Raw genomic sequence first — 20,038 nt, forward strand, 5'->3', positions numbered from 1 at the left:
CACCAAGTTTCTCGCTTCAAAACAATTACAGGAGTTACTCACTCCGACAAAGAAACCGGGTTTTTTACCGAATTTGTCGGCTGCAACGCGTCTTTTCGTAAAAAACCCGGTTTCTGAGCCCCAGGAGTAATTTAAAATCTAAAATCTAAAATCTAAAATCGAATGATTGTCATCGAACCAGCAATCGGTGGCGAAGCCGAGTGCTCTATTATTTAAAGACAATTGTGTTGCTAAGTTTAATGCTGCTTGTCTGCCGATTTCGGTTTCAAATACTGATGAGAAAACAGCGTCTATCTTATGAGTTTGACAAAATTTTCGCAGTTGGGATGGAGAACCAGCAATCGCAGGTTTAATGACGAAAATGCCTCGCCAGCCTTGGCTGTAGCACTCTTGGATGCGATCGAGGTTGGCGGCAGATTCGTCAAGGGCGATCGGAGTTGTATAAATAGCATTCAATTCTACCATTTCCTGAAACTGTGTTACTGGCAGCGGCTGTTCCAAAAATTCAATGTCTGCGGAAAAGTCGGGAGTTGCTTTTACCTTGTCGCAAGCTTCCAGCCATGTTTTAGCCTGCGAGTAACTGAGTCCCCCGTTGGCATCTAACCGCAAAAATGCTTTTTCGCGATCGCACAAATTGTGCATTACTTGGATTAGCTGCTGAAAAATCTTTAATTCTTCCTCAATTGCAGCAACACCAATTTTCCATTTAAACGTGCGATATCCCTCTAACCAAAGTATTGGTAAAGCCTGCAAAGCTGTTTCTCCTGCTGGCAATAAACCGCTGAACCGATTTTTTTCTTCCTCATTTCCAACCTCTCTCCATTGGTGACTGCTTAAGACTGAACCCGCAATCAATGTCGATTTTAGGCGAAGTCTAGATCCCCCTAAATCCCCCTTAATAAGGGGGACTTGGAGAATATTTCTTGTCCCCCCCTTAGTAGGGGCGGTGCCCCCGTGCCCGCCCTTGGTTAGGGGGAATCTAGAGTTTGATAGTGCTGACTCAAAGCCAAATTGACAAGCCGGCAATTCACCGGAAATAGCAAAAATCATCTCTGATGAAAGATTAGCTGGCAACTGGTGACAAAAATCTAAAGCTTGCTCAAAACTTTCGGAACCAAACCAACTCAAAGGGGCAATTTCTCCCCAACCAATTCGATTATTTTCGTCCACAAGTCGCAGGATAATTCCTTCGCGAATATCCCAGATGCCGTGACTTGTTTGCAAGGGGCGCTTAAATTTTCGCTGATAAGTGCGAAACTCGAATTGATAAAGCATTAGTTTTTTAGTTAATCATAAAATTGTCTCACAACTGATCCAAACTTATCAATATTTTCAAAATGGATATTGTGACCAGCTTTGGGTACAATTTCCAGAGTAGCCGCCGGACACAAGCTGGCCATTTCGGTATTTATATTTATAAATTTATCATCATATTCTCCCGCTAGCAAGATGATGGGGATTTGATTTTGTGCGAGTTTTTCCCAGAGAGATGGCTGGTTGCCGGTTCCCATGTTGCGGAGGGATTTGGCTAATTCTAAGGGATTGTTTGCTAAGCGGCTTTCTATGAGTTTGTCGAAGTTAGGAGAGTTTTTTAAAGATTTGAATAAAGGGATATCGTACCAGTTGAATAAAAAATCTTTAATGTTGCTATTTTCCAGCTTTTGTGCTAGCTGTAAATCGGCTTGTCGGCGGTGCGATCGCTCTTTTTCTGTCTTCAATCCCGGCGAGGCAGACTCCAGCACTACTTTCTCAAATCTTTCTGGAAAATGTAATGTCATGTAAAGTGCCAATCGCCCGCCCATTGAATAGCCCAATAACAAACATTTGTCTATTTGTAAATCATTTAATAACTGGATCAATGCTTGGGCTGTATTTGATATATTGTAGCAACTTTCGTCGCCGCTGACTCTAGTTTCTCCGTGACCTGGAAGGTCAACTGCTAAGCAGCAATAACTGTTAAAAAGTAAGGGAATGACGCTGCTAAAGTCTTGACTGCTGCCCGTGAATCCATGCAAAAATAAAATTGTCGGCTGATTCTTGTTGCCAGTTAAGGAATAGTGAAATTGATAATGTTTAAAGTCCATCTACAATTATTAGTATAATTGCCGTATTTACTGAAATCTAATTTCCGCATCGCCAACAGAGATAACTGCCTGAAAACGAGTGAGAAAGTCCATACCAAGAAGACCATCTATACGAACATTTGGCGGTATATCGTGGGCAAATACGTCAAAATTTTCTATTAGTTGACCCACGCAATTAAACCAAGATACATTAATTACAGGAACATAGATTCTTCCTTGACCTGTAAAGATTTCTTGCCTGCGTAGAGGATTGCGCGTATCGTAACCCAAATCCTCTAATGTTTTAACTGGCAATATTGTGTAGCTGGCTCCCGTATCCACCAATAAACGCACCCGATACTCAGTAGCCTCACCATTATTTCCACCAATGGTTGCTTGCACCGCGAGCAAATTTCGTCCGTGACGCAATAAGCGATAAGCTTTTTGATAATCTGGCATTTTTGTTACAACATAGCTGCTAAGTCTTCAGGGATAGGGCCGGTGTATTCTATTGCCACCGATTTTCCCTTCCTTGACAAAGCATTATTGTAAAGCAAATCGCGCTCCGGTGAGTGTGCTAAAACTTCACCTCGAATTACATTCAAATCCTCATCCAGCTCAGTGTAAGCAATTAGCACCCACTCGCTAGGATATAAGTGGATGATTTCTTCTAGGCTCATGATTTTGTCAATTTCTGTTTGCGTACTCATGCTTTGATTCTCCTTTTGACCATTCAATGTGAGGTACGGATTGCTGAATTAAAGAAGATTTTGAGAAGTCGCCCAACTCTGCCAACTCGCCCAACTCCCTCAGCTTAGCAAACCATACCTCCAGTTTACCCGAATTCTCGATCGCCCGATCTACAAACCAAAGCCCAACGCCAGCAGCAATCCGCTCGAAAAATGCAGCGTAACTGCGATAAACTTAGAGTTGCTCACCTTTGCAGGTTGGTCGTGATAGTCTGTGACATGGCGGCAAAGGTCGATCGCAAATGGCAAACTTCCAAAAATCAACAGCGTCCAAATTGGGAACATTCCCAAAGCCACAAATAGCACAGTCAAAGTATAAACGCTGCCGCATAACCACTGCAACAACTGAGCACCTTTTTTCGTACCGAGTCGCACAATCGGCGATTTTTTTCCCGCCGCCAAATCATCCGCAATTTGATGAAAGTGGGAACAAAATAAGATGATACTCGTAGTAATTCCCACGATTACCGAAGCCGCAAAATTAGTTGCAGACCAAGTTTGAGTCTGACTGTAATAAGCAGCGGCGAAGGCTAGCGGCCCAAAGGTAAAAAAGCAAATTATTTCCCCCAAACCTTGATAGCCAAGACGAAATGGAGGCCCTTGGTAAGTGTAGCCGAGAGCACAGCACAAAACTACTAGCAAAATTACTGTTGGGTCTTTTTGCCACCAGCTTATGGCACAGATTCCCGACACTCCCACTGCTAAAAATAGATTTGCCAGCCCGAAAATTAAAGCTTTATTTCCGGTTAAATTAACTAGGGAATGCGCTTTATTTTTATCGATGCCTGTTTCTGAGTCAAATACATCATTGCTGAGATTCAGCCATGCTATAATCAAAATGGCTGACATTAAAAATGTCGAAAAAATTGACGAATTAATCGTTTGAGTTTCGGCAAAAGCAACTGCTGTTCCTACTGAAATAGGAATTACCGCAACGCTGTACATGGGCGGCTTGATTGCCGCCAGCCACAATTTACTATTTGGACGTTCAATTAACTTTGTTGTCATTACACAAACTTGATGCAATTGATAGCAGCGTAGTAATTTTACAATTTTATTGGTGAAGAAACTCTACTCTGCATCGGGTTTAGTGCGCGGGGGGTATCCGTTGACAGGCTTTGCGGGCGATCGCGCGCCCGGTAATGCCCGTCTGCAAACCTCTGTGGGGGCGATCGTATGAGAGTCGAGATTGAGTCGCTCAATCTTAAAGTTTTATGTCTAAATGTTTCGATCGATCGCGGGTTGGCGTTAGCTTTCGCGATCCGAAGGAAAGCCCTCGAAGAAGATCGTCTGTTTTTTGCCCCCCGCCGATCCCAAACTTTCCGGGAAACTCGAAAGGTCATGTTTTGCGATCGCCCTCCCGTGCTTAGATCGAAATAGGGGTTCTAGCGGGACAAAACCGCACTCTTTCTGACAAATCTGCTATTCTCGCTTTCATGACAGTAATACCGCACCGCGCTAATCTTTTACAAGACCGCAATCAACTGCATCAGTTTCTGTTAGATTGCCAGCAGTCTTTAACCGAAAAAGATCAAACCAAGATAGTTAGTATTTCTCAGGAGATTGCCCCCGTCGATCCGCTAGTTGTACTTCAAGAGATTTCCGAACCTTGCCAGCGGCACTTTTACTTTGAAAAAAGAGACCCGATTTCCGGCAACAGTTTTGCGATCGCCGCCCTAGATTCGGCCATCCATTTAACAGTAGCCGGAAGCGATCGATTTACCCTAGCTCAAAATTTTATTCAATCTTGTCTTGCCCGAACAATTACCATCGGTACAGAACGCTTGCCCTTCAGCGGGCCCCACTTTTTTTGTAGCTTTGCTTTTTTCGATGAGAATGTCGCGACCAATTCTTACTTCCCCCCTGGCAGCGTATTTTTACCAAAATGGCAGATTACTCGCCTGAAAGATAGCTGCACAATTGTTGCCAATGCAATTATAAACCGAGATATAAATGTTAAAATTATCACGGATAATATTTGGGAAAATTTTGATAAAATTTCGTGTTCAGCTTACAAAAAAATCACGTCTATTAGAAACAGCTCGATATTTTTCAAACAAATTCCTGTGAATGATGCCACTCAATTTAAAACATCCGTCAAGTCCGCTTTAGACTTGATCCACTCTCAATATTTCAGTAAGATTGTTTTGTCCCAAGCAATAAATGTCATTTCCCAAACCCCTTTCAGTTTAATAGATTCGTTAAATAACTTGCGCCTTACTTATCCCGGTTGCTACGTATTTTCCACCAGTAACGGCAAAGGTCAAAATTTCATCGGTGCCAGTCCAGAACGCTTAATCAGCATTCACAAAAATGAGTTAGTAACAGATGCCTTAGCAGGTTCCGCACCGAGGGGGAAAAATGAAGCGGAAGATGCGAATTTAGGCAAAGGTTTACTCAACAGCGAAAAGGATATTCGAGAACATCGAGTTGTAATTGATTTTATAGTCGATCGCCTGTCGAGTCTCGGTATCAATCCCGAATTTTCTCCACTACCGAGACTGCTGCAACTGTCAAACATTCAGCATTTGTGGACGCCCATAAGGGCTAAAATTCCCCGCGATATTCATTTATTAAAGATTTTATCCCAACTGCATCCAACGCCAGCGGTGGCGGGCGTACCGAGAGATATTGCCCTACAGCAAATTCGCGGCTGCGAAAGCTGCGATCGCTCTCTGTATGCAGCACCCATCGGCTGGATCGATCGCACCGGCAACGGCGAATTTGCCGTCGGCATTCGATCGGCTTTAATCGACGGCGATCGGGCTATACTTTATGCTGGTGCTGGTATTGTGGCGGGTTCGGAACCAGAAAAAGAACTAGCAGAAATTCAACTCAAATTACAAGCACTTTTAAATGCTTTAGTTTAATTCAGCTTATTTTAATTCGCTCCCAGAAACCGGGTTTTTTACGAAAAGATGCGTTGTAGCCCGAATATTCCGTAAAAACCCGGTTTCTTTGGTTGGAATGGGTAAATCATGTTAATTAATTTTAACTTCCTCAAAATGTTCAACTATGGGAAAAGGATCGTAAAAATGGTGAAGCATTCTTTTCCACTCTTGATATTCAGCAGAATTCCTAAATCTAATTGTATGAGCTTCTAAATTTTCCCATCTCACCAATAATAGATATTTTCCTTTAACTTCTGTGCAGCGATGAAGTTCGTGAGATAAATATCCATCAATAGACGCTATCAGACTGGAGGCTTCTCTAAAAGCTATCTCAAAATCGCCCTCACAGCCAGATTTGACATTCAGCACAACCGCCTCAAGAATCATAAAAATGTATCCTGACAATTATTTGGGTATAATATCGTAGCACAATACAGAGTTGAGCTACTCAGATTTAGCAATGTCAATAGATTTTCGCAACACAAATACCGTCTGGGCTTCCGTATTAGCAGAGACTTTGCAGCGTTTGGGATTAACTACCGCCGTGATTTGTCCCGGTTCGCGATCGGCACCGCTAACAATAGCCTTTGCCCAGAACAACACAATAGAAACTATCCCCATACTCGACGAGCGATCGGCTAGTTTTTTTGCATTAGGAATTGCCAAAAAATCCGGTTTACCAACAGCACTAATTTGTACGTCGGGAACGGCAGCAGCCAACTTTTATCCTGCGATAATAGAAGCCAGAGAAAGTCGAATTCCGCTGCTAATATTCACCGCCGATAGACCTCCCGAACTGCGGGACTGTCACGCCGGACAAGCGATCGACCAAGTTAAAATATACGGCAATTATCCCAACTGGCAAGCCGAATTAGCGATACCTTCTGCGTCCACAGGAATGCTAGACTATCTGCGGCAGACGATCGTGTATGCTTGGGAACGATCGCAATTTCCAACTCCCGGCCCCGTTCACCTCAACATCCCTTTTCGCGACCCGCTTGTACCCGTTCCAGACATAGCCGTAGAAGCTTTAGAAACACAATTCAATCCCGAAGAGTTCTTTGCAGGATTAGAACCAATTTTTGCCGGAGAAAACTCTACCCCTCCCAGCTTGTTAAGGGGGGGAGAAGAAAGTACAATGCAACAATGGCAAAAGTGCGATCGGGGGATTATTATTGCAGGCGTTGCACAGCCCCAATTTGCCGAAAAATACTGTAGCGCGATCGGTCAAATTTCTCAATTATTAAACTGGCCAGTTTTAGCAGAAGGACTATCCCCAGTCAGAAACTACGCCCAACTAAACCCCCATCTCATTTCCACCTACGATTTAATCCTGCGAAACCGCGAACTAGCAGATAAATTAACCCCAGAAATCGCAATTCAAATCGGAGACTTACCCACAAGCAAAGAACTGCGAAACTGGCTAGACAAAACCCAACCAAAACGCTACATAATCGACCCCAGCCACCACAACTTCGATCCGCTACACGGCAAAACAATTCACCTGCGAACCTCCGTAGAAAATCTCGCAACTAATCTCCCAACTATATTAACTCAAGTCCCCCCCCTTATTAAGGGGGGGTTAGGGGGGGATCGATCCCCTGCTACCACTGCTATTTCCCCTCAAATCTCCCCCCTAAACAAGGGCGAGTCAACTCTTGTCCCCCCCCTTAATAAGGGGGGGTTAGGGGGGGTTCTAACCTCACCCTCAAACGAATACCTCCAACTTTGGCGCAACACCGAAATCCAAGTCAGACAAACAATAGACCAAAAAATATCAACAATTAACCACATAATCGAGCCCAAAGTTTCCTGGCTGCTTTCCCAAATTTTGCCACCCGCAACACCGATATTTATTGCTAACAGTATGCCCGTCAGAGATGTAGAGTTTTTCTGGAAGCCGAACAACTTAGAAATAAAGCCGTTTTTCAATCGCGGCGCTAACGGTATAGACGGCACATTATCAACAGCTTTGGGAGTTTCTCACCGCAATCAAAGCAGCATCATGCTAACAGGAGATTTAGCATTTTTGCACGATACAAACGGTTTTTTAATTAAAAATAAATTTATAGGTCATCTGACAATCATATTAATTAATAACAACGGCGGCGGAATTTTTGAAATGTTGCCCGTTGCCAAATTTGACCCGCCCTTTGAAGAGTTTTTTGCCACGCCGCAGGATATCAATTTTGCTCAGTTGTGTGCAACTTATGGGGTGGAACACGAGGTAATTGAGGATTGGGGACAGTTCAAAGAAAAATTAAATTTGCTGCCAAATAGCGGGATTCGCGTCTTAGAATTGCAAACAGACAGGCGATCGGATGCTAAATGGCGACAAGACAATCTAGGTAAATTTGCCAAAGATTTGTAATTTTCAGGAATGGCGCACGGCGCGATCCAAGAAACCGGGTTTTTTCCGAAATACTTCGTTGCAGCCCTAGAATCGGTAAAAAACCCGGTTTCTGACCACCCGTGCGCTCGCGAACTAACTAATTTAAACTGCAGGTTGAGCTAGCAGCGGATCTAACTGTCCTTCTGCATCGAGTTGGTGAATGTCATCGCAGCCGCCTACGTGTTGGTTGTTAATGAAAATTTGGGGTACGCTGCGGCGTCCGTTAGCGCGATCGGACATTGCCTTCCTAGCCACTTCGTCGCCATCAATTTTGTATTCCGTGAAATTTACGCCTTTCCACCACAGCAAAGTTTTGGCGCGGATGCAGTAGGGACAGGTTTGCCAAGTATAGATTTCCACATTGGCTTTGATGCGATCGGGCTTGCGGCCCAAGATGGGATTGAGAAAATCAAGCATTTTCAGTACGGGGGTAAGGGTGGAACTCATTTAGAAATCATACCCAATGTATAAATTCCGCTGGTATGGGCGCATCTGCCAGAGGTGGGTTTTAAGCTGTCGGGCGATCGCATTGTGACCCAAATCACAATTTGACTCTACTCGGATCACTTGCTTTCACCCCTGACAATCACCTTCGCGGCCTCATTAATATCACCGATTTTTTGAGGAAAGCAGAAGATGATAAATATATCGAATTCAACCGCACTGCCATGCACCCCGTACAACTCCTCCCCGGCGCTATCTCTGAAATCCTCGCTTCTGTAACGGATACAGGCGTTTTGACTCTGGCCGATCGCTACGGTTTGATGGCCGCCACCTTCGACGACTCTCTGAATGACGAAGACAGAGGCTGTGTCAACCGCCTGCTGCGGGCGGTGCTCAGAGGCAGAGTCCAAGTAGTCAACGAACTTTCCGCAGCATTCTAATCGGGATTTGAAGTTTTGTTCTGAAGGCAAGGTGAGTCAGCGGTAGATGAAAATAGTGGAAACTCAGGCAGGAGTTGAAACAGCGGTAATTTGAATTCGATTTAAAGTTTTCTCCTCTAACTCAACAACGGTTTTTTTGTCAAAGCAGCCTTTACCGGCTGCTTTTTTTTTGATTTAATCGCGGGTTGTCAGAAACCGGGTTTTTACCAAAATACTGGATTCAAACCCTTAATCTCGGAAAAAACCCGGTTTCTTAAGTCTCTGTGTGTTTTTCGGTACTTCCAAGTCCTCTAATCGCGGATTTCGATGTTGTACTGGCGGCAGAGGGCGATCAGTTCTTGTTGGAAGCGATCGCGCACATTCTGGGGCGAGACAATCACGCAGTCTTTGCCGTACCGAAACACCTCTCGGAACAGCCAGAATCGGCTGGATACCCGCTTCACTACATGGCGCACGTCTCCCACCATTTCATTTGCCACATCGTCCTCCTCTTTGGCTTCATAGTTTCCAGCCAATCCCCTTAAAAAGTGTAAGTGTACTTCCAGATAGTCTATGGTTTCGCGCCAATTTTCACTGGCAGGTAGCAAGTTAACAATCTTGTCCAAACGCAAACACCGATTGTGAGCTAATTCCGGGATTTCTCTGGGATCGGCATCGTCGCACCAGATTTCTAGGTACAGGCGCTTGTCGTAGAGGCGAATTTTGGCACTGCGGGCAGTAAATTCGCTCAATTTGTCTTTGCCTGACTGGTAAAACAGCCTGAACGGTTGGCGATCGTCAATCAGTTGATTGAGTCGAAGCCGCCACGCTTCGGCAGTTTGGTTGACTTGTTCGAGCAACTTTTGCCGGAAAGGGGTTTCCAGATTGGCTTTGTCCAAAAGTAATGCCATGACGATCTGGGCGGCTTCGACTTCGCCAGAGTCGTTGAGGAATTTGACGGCTTTGTTCAAGGATTGTACCTGCACTGAATTGAGGGTAAAGGGTTCGCCCACTTCGATTTTTTGTTGGGCGATTGCGACCAGTAACCCAGACACACTGGGACTTTTGCCCCATAAGATACCGAGGCGAAGGGCGATCGCCTCTAGCTGTTCCTTGGTTCCGGTCGGAATTGAAAGTGTAATTGTCTCTTTTTTGCGGGGCATCAAACAAATTGTACTTGCACACTTGACAGATTGGGTTTTCAATGTAAATATAATTTTAGTGCAAGTACAAACATCCCAGAGATAACGAAGGCTATAAATTTCAGTCCTGGACGCATGGTAGTCAGAAACCGGGTTTTTTTACGAAAAGACGCGTTCTACCCGACAGTTCGAGTATAAAAACCCGGTTTCTTTGGTTTTATGCGTTCAGGACTGAATTTGAGAAACGTCGCCTGAGCCGGCAGTAGCACGAAACCGATTGTTGCTGAACGTCAATAATAGGGTGTAAGGCTATTTTGTCAGGGGGTTTGAAGGAATTTTTCTCTTTCTACCCCTCTAAAGATAGAGTGTTAGAGACAATTTATTATGACTAGAAAAATTTATCTGTACTAGTCGTCGAATTTGTTTACCCTACAAAAGTTAACCATGCTCCAAATTTCCCCAACACTGACTGAACTTCAGGAAATTGCTTCACAACTTCCCGAACAAATTCCTTACCTCAAAATGCTAATCCTCTTTGGTTCTCGTGCCAGAGGTGATACTCACCCAAAAAGTGATTGGGATTTTGCCGCACTTTACGATGAAAAGCTTAGGGAAGAATATTGCCAAGACCGGGGATTTTCTTGGTTTGAAGTTCCAGGAATTTTGGGTCAACTTTTTAGAATAAATAGTGACGATATTGATGTGGTGGAATTACATCGCTGTTCGTCGCTAATTGCTCATTTTGTAGCGCGAGACGGAATTTTACTGTACGAAACAGAATTAGGTAAATTTGAAGCTTTTAAACAACAATGTTTCATGACTGATGCAGAATTAGAAGTGCTGCGTCAGAATCTGCGACAAAAAATCGAGGTTGCGTTGCAAAGGAGGGGAGTATGAAGGAGATTGAGCCTGCCATCGTCCTAGCTAAGCTGGATTTTATGACAGACTATCTAGAGAGTTTAAGTTGTTTTGAGTCAATTTCTTTAGAAGAATATCTCACAAATCGAGGAAACCAGTTAATTGTAGAACGATTGTTGCAACTAATTATTCAAGTTGCACTTGATGTCAATAGATATTTGCTCAAGCGCTTAGAAGTCCAGCAACCGAATAGCAACTTTGATGTTTTTATAGAAGTTAGCAACTGTGGCATTATAACAGCGGAGTTAGCTAGCATCTTATCTCAATCAGGTGTTTTGCGTAACCGTCTGGTACATCTGTATGACGAAATCGATCCTGTCAAAGTGCATCAAGCCATCGATCTTGTATTGCAGAAATACCCGATTTATCAACGGCAAGTCACTACTTATCTAGATTCTCTTCGAGAGAATAATAGCTAAATAGTAATTAATCTAAAAAATGATGAACTTATGAGGGCGAATTATGTCACTAAAAAGTCTGCTTTTTGACGAAGAACCTCAAACTTTAGACCACCGCTACTTTATGGAAGTTCGTCCCCAACTGTACCAACTGCATACCAATCACGGACAGTATGGCACTCGCCAAGGACGCACCCTTGCCGAACACCTCGATTCGGCTTGTCAGTTCGTTTTAACGGTTAGCAAAATTGCCGGAGTTCCCGATGACAAACGCGCTTGTATTCTGGCCGCGACTGCCGTTCACGATTTGAATAAGTTGGCAGAGGACGGACGCAATGTTAAGGCGTTGGCACGCGATCGCACTTTTTTGCTACAACAACTCGATCGCGCCTGCGTTGCCCAATTCGCCCAAACCGAGTCCGAACTCGAACTCGTCCGCCGCCTGATAGAACGCCATTCCGGCCACAGCGCCAGCGATGGAATGCGTTTTTTGCCTGAAGATCCCAATATCAAACGTTGGGCCGCGATGTTGATTGGGGGCGACTTATTTGACTTAGGAATTGAGGAAAATAAGCGCATTCGCAAAGTTGAAACCGAGTTAACCGTTGCATTGCAGCGTGACAGTAAGTTGTTTCATGTCACTCTTTCCGAAGACCGAGGTTATTTAACTTCGCTGTTGCTGTCAGCTTGTGAAGAGGTTTTGCACGATCGCAATTTGCATACTCTCGCGATCGATCCCAACGGTCAAATTTTTGTCGGAGAAGCCTTTCCCGACGGCGATTTAAGCTTAATCATTGCTCAAAAATGGCAAAAAAAGATCGATCGCGTCTTTAGCAGCAACGTCGAACAACTCGTGAACGCCACCAAAGACGGCATCAAAATCGACCCGCAAGCCATCCAACAAAACCCAGAAGCAACTTTAGACCAAGTAGATAAGTTACTGCTAAAAAAAGCCAGCGGTTACAAAGTTGAAAAAGTCGCCAAGGATATTGACAAATATGGCGGCGATGCTGGAGAAAATGCCGTTACCGCAGCCGCTGCTGTCGGCTTGCATCCAGTTTCCAATGCCGATGAATTTGCCATTTCTGAAGGACTAAAAACTGCTTACCTCAGCTATCGGGCCGCCGAACTCAGCCCCAAGGATGTTTGGGATCGAATTGCAACGCAAGTCGGATTATCCCCAGAACAGCGGGCGGCATTGGAACCGTTTAACGCGCAGTACGGACGCTGTTTGTTTGCGGCTAAATCCATCGAGGGCGATCGCGAACAGAAGCTAGAAAAGGTATTTGCCGCCTTAGAAGACTCATTTCAACTGCGCGGCAAAGCCGAAGAGATAGACGTATCTGAAGAGTTGGTAAATGCCGTTCGGCAACTGCTCAACTTTTCCACACCAGCCAATTGGCAAGGCTTTAATGAACTCACAGCCTACATTGAAGCTAACCCGCGCCAGCGCTGTTCCTTGGGGACAACATCGCTACAAATCGGCGAATTGAGTTCCCCAAAAATGCCACCGGGAACCAAAGTCCAAGCTTTTTCCAATCGTCTTCCCGGCGGCATGATTGCTGAACCCAAACGGCGGGCAGATAACTTATCGGCATTGGGTTATCAGTTGATGGCAGTGGGTGCAAATTTCCCTAATTCTGTCAAACAAGACCCGCTATATCTTCACTTTGCCCTGCCAAAAGGATCGAGTATTGAACTCAGAACAATTTGGCAAAATTTTCTGAAAAATACCGCAGCCCACAATGAAGATGGGACAGTAACAGTTGACGAAATTAAACTTTACCGCGAAAACGAGAGGGTTTTTCAATCCAACAAAATGGTTGGGTTTGCACTGCCAAAACGTCCTGAATTTATCAACTCAACGGTGACAATTCCCGTGCTGTGGGGAGAAGTTAATAACTCGGTGGCGTTGCTAAAATCGCTCAGATTGGCGTTGGAAATGAGTTTGCCATTTGACTTTGGTTTTCCCTTTGTTTTGGGTGCCAATCTGGAAGTCGAACCAACTTGGGATTTTTTCGGAAAAGTTGAGGGAATTCCGTCATCTTTGCAGCCACTATTAGGCAGCGGCCAGTATCGGCGAAACGGTCATTTATCCAAGGAAGAACGGCGCACGGCAGTCACGGCAGAGCAAGTTTTAGAACGGCTGCGCTGTATCGGAAAGCTAGCTATTTCGGTGGCAAGTATTCAGAAAAAAGATGACTGTTTGTATGACTTGGCGCGGGCGGCAACTCGTCCCCTGAGTTTCTATTACGTCCTGCTGCGCTGGCTGCTGCGGGAACAAGATGACCCCAATTTGGAGGCAATTTGGTCGCGCATAAAAGAACCTTTGAATACTTTACTGAGGAGTCTCATGTCAGAAGAACACGATCGCGTTTCTAGCTATCTCAAGCAAGCCGCACACATTGCCCAAGTTGCCAATTTGTGTGGCCGTTCCCCCCGCCGCACTGCCCAAACTGAACCGTTTTCAGCATTTATCAAAGCTGTACGATCTCGAAAATCTCATATGGATTGGGACACGGTATTTGCCGCCTTAGTGCAGCAATACCACAACCGTCTCGATCGCATTCGAGAACACGGCGTTGGTAAACCGAAACATGAACAAATAAAGCAGTTTTATCAAGTTTTGCAACAACTATTTGAGGGGGTTTATCACTCGCGTTCCGAACGACTGCTAACTGATAGTAAGACCCTTGAGGCTGCCTACTTATTCTTTTTTAAAGAAGCGCGTCAAGAAGTTAAGTCTAAAACTGAATCTGAAACCGAATTTGAAGCCGAATCTGAAACCGAATCTGTAAACAACTAGGAGAATACAAAATGTCGATCGCAAAATTGCAACCCTTCCTCGCACCCAGCTACGAAAACTTCCCCAAAGGCCGCACCATTGGGATTGTTGTCCTTCGTACCACGCAATCGGAAACCATTTTTCGGACAGAGGGAACGGGCGAACCGATGTGCAGCGAATACGTGCAAGCTGGCATTGAAGATACCGAATCAATTCCTCGGCTGGTGATGACAAAACGCAAACAAGTTGCACCGGAAAGGCGGAAAGGACGAGAGTTGTTGCGCTCGCAAAATCTTCTCTACACGGCACCAAAAACTGATGCAATTTGTGCTCTCAATACCAATGCGCCTTGTGAAATGTGCGTTGATTGCTTCCTCTACGGCTTTGCTGCGGGGGGAGAAGGGGCGCAAAAAAGCCGGGTGTGGACAGAGGATGCGTTTAGCGTGTTGCATTCGACAGAACTAATTGCCGATCGCACCATCAATGCTATCTTTGAAACCGGAACTATGCGCGATGAAAAGGGTAACGCTTCGACTGCCCTCAACACCAGCGAATACATCAAACCTGGGGTTCACTTCCTCGATATTGTCACCCTCAAAGATGTCACCGCTGACGAACTGCGCTACACCCTCGGCAACATTTTATTAACCAGTCGTTATGGTGCCGTTTCCAGCCGCGTCGGACGCATGGACAATCAAATTCTCGGTGTATTTGGCGGTATTGCCGAACTGCCGAGTTCCCTGGAATTGGTACAAGGAATTTATGACAAGCTGAAAGCAAAAAATACCGCCCTAGAACATCCTTTAAAAACCGCATCTTTAGTAGATGCAACTCAGGAAATTATCAGCAGTTGGACAAACAAACGAGGTATTTCGATGCAGTTGTCCGCCACCGAATGTGACGCGCTGATTGCCGATGTCGATCGCCATTGGTCGCTACCGGAACAAGAAACATTCCTCAAACGCTTGGATGAATCCTACGCACCCTGGCGGAAGGTGAAGAGTGAAGGAGGTGGGAAGAAAGGAAAGGGTAAAAAATCAGAAGAATAGTGATTGTAGGGGCGAAAGGCTTTCGCCCTTCCTAAAACTAAGAAATAGGAGAAAAGTCTACATCTTCATACAAATCCTCGATCGCGCAGGAAAAATCCACGCTAGCCAGATGAATTGTATCCGTTTCTCGATAAGGATAGAGAACCCATTGTCCTTGGTCATTACGGCGAAAACACTCAACCTGTATTCGAGTTTGGCTGATGAGTACGTATTCTTGGAGAGATTCTAAATTTCGGTAATCGGTAAATTTGTCCCCGCGATCGAAAGCTTCTGTTGTCTCAGATAAAACTTCCACAATCAAACAGGGATAGCGCAAGAAATTGCTAAACTCTCTGTCCCGGCGATCGCAAGTAACCGCAATATCTGGATAGTAATAGGTGTTAATCCTCTCAATCCGAACCTTTGTATCAGAAATATATGGGAGACAACCTCGTCCGCGCAGATGATTTCTCAGCAACACATACAGGTTTCCAGTAATTAGCACGTGAGTATTACTTGCCCCTGCCATTGCGTACATATCGCCCTGCCTGTATTCATGTTTAACCGAATTGGTTTCCTCTAATTGCAGATAATCTTCTGGAGAAAGATAGCCGGAATTTTGACTTGCAACCATATTCTTAATCCATCCTTATTAATTTATGACTCAAAACCGATCCAACTCTATTTTGACACATTCCACGGCACGCTTGATAGAACTTTGGTGCGCCGAACCCGTGTTTTTTGCCTCGCGGGAATTGTCCGATACTTACTATACCGAAGGGGCGATCGGCAATTATGCACTAGCCTATGCTTTAGGTTGGGCGCGATCGCCCTATCGCCTTACCGGCCAAGACACCAGCAGACCTCGGTATATAGAAGATTTAACGCCCCTTTCCGGTAATAGCTACATCCTCCCCGCATGGCCGGCTGACGGCACTTTATCCTTCCGATTTGAGCGGTTTAACGCCCTTTCTGACTCCTATTGGTATGCCATGACCAACAACCGAGTAGCAACGGCGCGCGAAGATTTACCCCTCAGTAGAACGGGGAAAAAACCCAGTACCTATCGCCCTAGCAACTTCCCCCAAACCGGGCGACTGCGAGTAATTGAACGGGGAAATCGGTTTCAGACATTAGTATTTGGCGATCGCGAATTGCCCGAATACATTCGCGTTGGAAAATTTACCAGCAAAGTCCGTGTTGAAATCGTGAAAAAACTCGATGTTGTGCAACTTCCGAGGGGCGATTACCGCTGCAATACTTATCTCAGCGCCGCCGACTTACCTGCAAATATCGAACTCCTCGCTTTCGACTTAATTTCGATGCCGCCCGCATCGTTATTGAAAAATCTTTCGTTTCGCGGTGAAGCGCTGCAAGCCGAGGATTTTATTCTCCCAGCTAACCTTGAATTTTGTGGTGGAAACAACAATGGATTATCTAAAAATTAAACTCGAACCAGCCAGCATTTCTGCCTGTCCCCAATTGCCTACACAACTGGAATTTATGGGACAAGCCTTGCAGCATCAAGTAGATGTTTATGAAGCGTCCGAAAATAATGATATCATTCTCGATCTCGCACCGACTGGAACGGGAAAAACCAAAGCCGGATTGAGTGTTTTGCTGCACAACTCTCAGCGCAATGCTATATATATCGCACCGACAAATGCCTTAGTTGACCAGCAAACTGAAGCCGCCGAAAAATTTGTTCGGGATGCGGGCTTACCTCATATCGTGAAAGCTGCTTCTGCTAGACAAGTCAATTCCTGGCCCGACGATCGCGTTGGGAAACGTTCAGGGGAAAAAATCTATAATGTTTTGCGCGAACCTGCAACTATTTTTCCCGAATGCGGTGGCGGTAGACCAATTTTGCTGGTGACAAACCCGGATATTTTCTACTATGCGACGTTTTTTGCTTACAATAATCTCGATCGCGGAAATATTGCCAGTGAATTTTACAGCAGTTTCTCGACTGTAATTTTCGATGAATTTCACCTTTACGATGCCAAACAATTAGTTAGCTTGTTTTTCTATCTCGCTTTATCTAAAGAGTTTGGCTACTTTCAGTACAATCGAAAAATTGTTCTGTTGACGGCAACGCCAGAACCTGCTTGCGAAGAAGCCTTAAATGTCTTAGGAAAAAATGGGGTAAAAATTGCTCGAATCGATGGAAAAAGTCAAATTAGTTATCTACGTCCTTCTCAAACAGAAGTCAATCTAGAAATTCGCAAGCAGGTTGACAAAGAAACTACGATCGCAGAAATTGTCCAAGAAGTTCTGCGGCGACTCAGAGAAAATCCTGACCAAAATGGGGCAGTAATTCTTGATGCCAAAGATACCCTAGGCCGCATTTCTGATCGATTGCGCGATCGCGGATTTGCCGATTTCTGCGGGCGGATTACGGGGGATACACCCAAGGAAGAACGCCCGCTGGCCGCCCAAAAACAAGTGATTCTAGCTACCAGTACCGTCGATGTGGGCTTCAACTTCGATCGGGAGAAAGAAACACCCCGGCAAAATCTCGATTGGTTGATTTTTTCCACGCGCGATCGCTTTTCATTTTGGCAGCGCATCGGGCGTGTCGGAAGGGTGTTAGGGAAAACGCAAACCGAAATTCCTTCAGAGGCGATCGCCTATTTACCCGATCGCGCTTGGGAACAAGGCATCGAACAACTTGACTGTTCCGGTGGACGCAAAACCCTGACGGAAATGTTAGAAAGTCTAGACTGCATGAAGCGTCCCTTTCTCGACATTTACTGGCGTTCCGAAGCCTTTCTAGAAATTGCCAAACCCTTACTAGAACTAGAAACATTGCTGGAAAAATTGCCCGAAGCAAGTTTAGTTATGCAGCTTTATCAAACCATGCAAATAGTCTTGGGAGGCAAGCGAGACTGGAATTCTTATCGGCGGCGGATGAAGGTATTGCAAGGTGCAGAAAATGTGGCTAAATCTACTATCAAACAAATTCAAAAAGAGTGGCAGTACATTAAAGGTGGTCAAAACTGCGTCATCAGTTTTATGCAAGCAAACTATCCCGAAGATTGGGAAGAAATTGATTCTGGGAGAAAGTCAATCGAATTAGTTGAGGAAAAAATCCGCAAAAACCAAAAAGTTGCCGAAGAGTTGAAAGAATACGCGACAATTCTCAAAGCCAGTTATGCGCCAATTTTCAAGTTTCGAGAAAGTTTGTTTGAAAATGTCAAGATTTATGACCCCAAAAACTTTTTACTCGATGAAGTCGGCGAAACCAATCTCGATCCCATTCACCTGCTGAGATTTTTTGAATTTGCGTCCGATGAAAATGGGATTGTGCTTACCCATCGCGCCACCGAAACTTACGGACTAAAATTTGCCTTGCAAGTTGCAGATTTAGAAGATTTTGCAAACAACTATCTTTGCAAACTTTATGCTTTTAAAAATTGTACGATCGAACGGACGATCGGCGATAACGTCCGTCCCACAGCGTTAATTTCCCAGCTTACACCGCCCTTAATGCCCGGTGTGATTGTCCGAGAACATCGCAAAAATCGCTGGGCAATTCTCAAACTCAGAAAACAAGGAATCGAATGCTATCCGATTACGGTCAAAGATAGCTTTGCTAACGAACAAGAATATACATTCTTTCCGAGTTTATCGGGAATTTTGGCGATCGCCTCCGCTGGCATTACCTTAAAATGTCCTGACAATCAAGAATTCTGGGTAGTTTAAATTATGCCGCACAGCCTAGTCCTCAACATCCTTCCCCTGGCCCCAATTCCCCCCGGATACCTCACCGGAAGACACCTGCACGCCCTCTTCCTCACCCTCGTGAGCTCCGTTGACAAACAACTCGGCGATCGCCTCCACGATGCCACCGCCCAAAAATCCTTCACTCTCAGCCCTTTGCAAACTAAAAAATGCCCTTTCAAAAAACACCATTTCCTGCAATGGGAACACACAGAATCGATTCCAGAACACACCCTCTGTTGGTGGCGAATTACTCTCCTTGATGACACTTTATTCGGCAAGTTAACTAATCTTTGGCTGAACCTCAATCCCTCGAAGCCGTGGCATCTCGGACCCGCAGATTTGATGATTACCAAGATTCTCGGAACGCCCCAAGTAGATCAGCCTTGGGCTAATGCTTGCGATTACTCTCAATTGTACGATCGCGCTTCCGAAACTAATCGCTTAATTGCCTTCAGTTTTGCAACTCCTACTACCTTTCGGCAGGGAAAATTTGATTCCGTGATTCCTACTAGAGACTGCGTTTTTAATAGTCTCCTCAGTCGTTGGAATAAGTACAGCCCGATCGCACTTCCCGATCTTTCCTTCGATGCACTTTTTTCGACATTTGTCAATATCCGCAGTGAAAAATTGACAAACTATCAAAGCGATTTTGTCGGCATGGTTGGGGAGGTTAGTTATCGGATTTTGGGAGATGTGGAGCCTTTAGCGATTAAGCAAATTAATGCTTTGGCTGATTTTGCTGTTTACTGCGGGGTGGGGAGGAAAACTCCGATGGGGATGGGAATGACTAGGCGAATAGTTGTTAAAAAAGTTCTTGATAACTGAACGTAAAACCCATAGTCCGCCAGGGGTTGAAACCCCTGCCTAATAGCTAAAGTCCTCTGAAGAGGACTGCAAGAATGAATGATTAAATTACTGCTTCAGTCGGTTTCAACCTTTGCGCTTACTGTTACCGATAAGCTCAAAATATCATCAATGATTAAATTACTGCTTCAGTCGGTTTCAACCGACTTTAGCTATGAGACAGGGGTTTCAACCCCTGGCGGAATGGGGCATCACTAATTAATTCCAATTACTAATTTC

At 44.9% G+C, this 20,038-nt stretch carries 19 protein-coding genes; 10 read left to right on the forward strand and 9 right to left on the reverse strand.

Translation table 11 applies throughout. From position 1 onward, the window contains the following. Positions 1-138: 138 nt before the first annotated feature. From QUB51_RS04185 to menA, 5 genes are all read right to left on the reverse strand, one after another. On the reverse strand, positions 139-1,275 hold the full coding sequence (locus tag QUB51_RS04185) for an o-succinylbenzoate synthase (RefSeq protein WP_333259706.1): 1,137 nt from the start codon (positions 1,273-1,275) through the stop codon (positions 139-141). A gap of 11 nt (positions 1,276-1,286) precedes the next feature. Then, complete coding sequence (gene menH, locus QUB51_RS04190; protein WP_333208398.1) at positions 1,287-2,084, reverse strand: 2-succinyl-6-hydroxy-2,4-cyclohexadiene-1-carboxylate synthase; 798 nt, start codon at positions 2,082-2,084, stop codon at positions 1,287-1,289. 27 nt (positions 2,085-2,111) lie between these two features. Then, positions 2,112-2,522, reverse strand: a complete 411-nt coding sequence (locus QUB51_RS04195; protein ID WP_333052630.1) for a retropepsin-like aspartic protease — start codon at positions 2,520-2,522, stop codon at positions 2,112-2,114. Positions 2,523-2,527: 5 nt separating this feature from the next. Further along, on the reverse strand, positions 2,528-2,773 hold the full coding sequence (locus QUB51_RS04200; protein WP_333052632.1) for a hypothetical protein: 246 nt from the start codon (positions 2,771-2,773) through the stop codon (positions 2,528-2,530). Between the two features lie 150 nt (positions 2,774-2,923). Continuing rightward, a complete protein-coding gene (menA, locus tag QUB51_RS04205; RefSeq protein ID WP_333052635.1) occupies positions 2,924-3,820 on the reverse strand; it encodes a 2-carboxy-1,4-naphthoquinone phytyltransferase in 897 nt (298 codons plus the stop codon). A 428-nt stretch (positions 3,821-4,248) separates the two neighbouring features. On the opposite strand from menA, the gene QUB51_RS04210 reads away from it, so the two are divergent. Continuing rightward, on the forward strand, positions 4,249-5,682 hold the full coding sequence (locus tag QUB51_RS04210; RefSeq protein ID WP_333259709.1) for an isochorismate synthase: 1,434 nt from the start codon (positions 4,249-4,251) through the stop codon (positions 5,680-5,682). Positions 5,683-5,793: 111 nt separating this feature from the next. On the opposite strand, the gene QUB51_RS04215 is transcribed toward QUB51_RS04210, so the two are convergent. Beyond that, a complete protein-coding gene (locus QUB51_RS04215; RefSeq protein WP_333259713.1) occupies positions 5,794-6,090 on the reverse strand; it encodes an antibiotic biosynthesis monooxygenase in 297 nt (98 codons plus the stop codon). Positions 6,091-6,163: 73 nt separating this feature from the next. On the opposite strand from QUB51_RS04215, the gene menD reads away from it, so the two are divergent. Further along, positions 6,164-8,074, forward strand: coding sequence for a 2-succinyl-5-enolpyruvyl-6-hydroxy-3-cyclohexene-1-carboxylic-acid synthase (gene menD, locus QUB51_RS04220; RefSeq protein WP_333259716.1), 1,911 nt, complete (start codon positions 6,164-6,166; stop codon positions 8,072-8,074). 123 nt (positions 8,075-8,197) lie between these two features. Here menD and grxC read toward each other — a convergent pair whose 3' ends face one another. Then, positions 8,198-8,512, reverse strand: a complete 315-nt coding sequence (gene grxC, locus QUB51_RS04225; protein WP_333259773.1) for a glutaredoxin 3 — start codon at positions 8,510-8,512, stop codon at positions 8,198-8,200. Positions 8,513-8,763: 251 nt separating this feature from the next. Here grxC and QUB51_RS04230 point away from each other — a divergent pair, with 251 nt between their 5' ends. After that, entirely contained in the window at positions 8,764-8,979 is a 216-nt protein-coding gene (locus tag QUB51_RS04230; RefSeq protein ID WP_172188518.1) for a hypothetical protein, read from the forward strand. Between the two features lie 290 nt (positions 8,980-9,269). Here the strand turns inward: QUB51_RS04230 and QUB51_RS04235 are convergent, their stop codons facing one another. Continuing rightward, positions 9,270-10,121, reverse strand: a complete 852-nt coding sequence (locus QUB51_RS04235) for a WYL domain-containing protein (protein WP_333259720.1) — start codon at positions 10,119-10,121, stop codon at positions 9,270-9,272. Positions 10,122-10,544: 423 nt separating this feature from the next. Here QUB51_RS04235 and mntA point away from each other — a divergent pair, with 423 nt between their 5' ends. From mntA to cas7d, 4 genes are read left to right on the forward strand one after another with little or no spacing between them, the layout of a single operon-like run. Beyond that, on the forward strand, positions 10,545-10,997 hold the full coding sequence (gene mntA, locus QUB51_RS04240; RefSeq protein WP_333052644.1) for a type VII toxin-antitoxin system MntA family adenylyltransferase antitoxin: 453 nt from the start codon (positions 10,545-10,547) through the stop codon (positions 10,995-10,997). Then, positions 10,994-11,437, forward strand: coding sequence for a type VII toxin-antitoxin system HepT family RNase toxin (gene hepT / locus QUB51_RS04245; RefSeq protein WP_333259724.1), 444 nt, complete (start codon positions 10,994-10,996; stop codon positions 11,435-11,437). Before mntA ends, hepT begins: the two co-directional genes overlap by 4 nt. A 43-nt stretch (positions 11,438-11,480) precedes the next feature. Further along, entirely contained in the window at positions 11,481-14,222 is a 2,742-nt protein-coding gene (locus QUB51_RS04250; RefSeq protein ID WP_333259727.1) for a CRISPR-associated protein Csc3, read from the forward strand. Between the two features lie 11 nt (positions 14,223-14,233). After that, positions 14,234-15,250: a type I-D CRISPR-associated protein Cas7/Csc2 gene (gene cas7d, locus QUB51_RS04255; protein WP_333259731.1), complete on the forward strand. Its 1,017-nt coding sequence runs from the start codon at positions 14,234-14,236 to the stop codon at positions 15,248-15,250. Positions 15,251-15,287: 37 nt separating this feature from the next. Here the strand turns inward: cas7d and QUB51_RS04260 are convergent, their stop codons facing one another. Next, positions 15,288-15,863 (reverse strand): Uma2 family endonuclease, encoded by a 576-nt coding sequence (locus QUB51_RS04260; RefSeq protein ID WP_333052653.1) that lies wholly within the window; start codon positions 15,861-15,863, stop codon positions 15,288-15,290. Positions 15,864-15,888: 25 nt separating this feature from the next. Here QUB51_RS04260 and cas5d point away from each other — a divergent pair, with 25 nt between their 5' ends. Genes cas5d through cas6 form a run of 3 tightly spaced genes read left to right on the forward strand, consistent with a single transcriptional unit; the run spans position 15,889 to position 19,780 of the window. After that, on the forward strand, positions 15,889-16,677 hold the full coding sequence (cas5d, locus tag QUB51_RS04265; protein ID WP_333259735.1) for a type I-D CRISPR-associated protein Cas5/Csc1: 789 nt from the start codon (positions 15,889-15,891) through the stop codon (positions 16,675-16,677). Beyond that, positions 16,658-18,934: a type I-D CRISPR-associated helicase Cas3' gene (gene cas3, locus QUB51_RS04270; RefSeq protein WP_333259738.1), complete on the forward strand. Its 2,277-nt coding sequence runs from the start codon at positions 16,658-16,660 to the stop codon at positions 18,932-18,934. Before cas5d ends, cas3 begins: the two co-directional genes overlap by 20 nt. A gap of 3 nt (positions 18,935-18,937) precedes the next feature. Further along, the gene (cas6, locus tag QUB51_RS04275; protein WP_333232822.1) at positions 18,938-19,780 is read left to right on the forward strand and encodes a CRISPR-associated endoribonuclease Cas6; all 843 of its coding nucleotides are present in this window, start codon (positions 18,938-18,940) and stop codon (positions 19,778-19,780) included. Positions 19,781-20,038 lie beyond the last annotated feature (258 nt).

It is taken from the genome of Microcoleus sp. AT8-A3 (genome assembly GCF_036705675.1).
Classification (GTDB): domain Bacteria; phylum Cyanobacteriota; class Cyanobacteriia; order Cyanobacteriales; family Microcoleaceae; genus Microcoleus.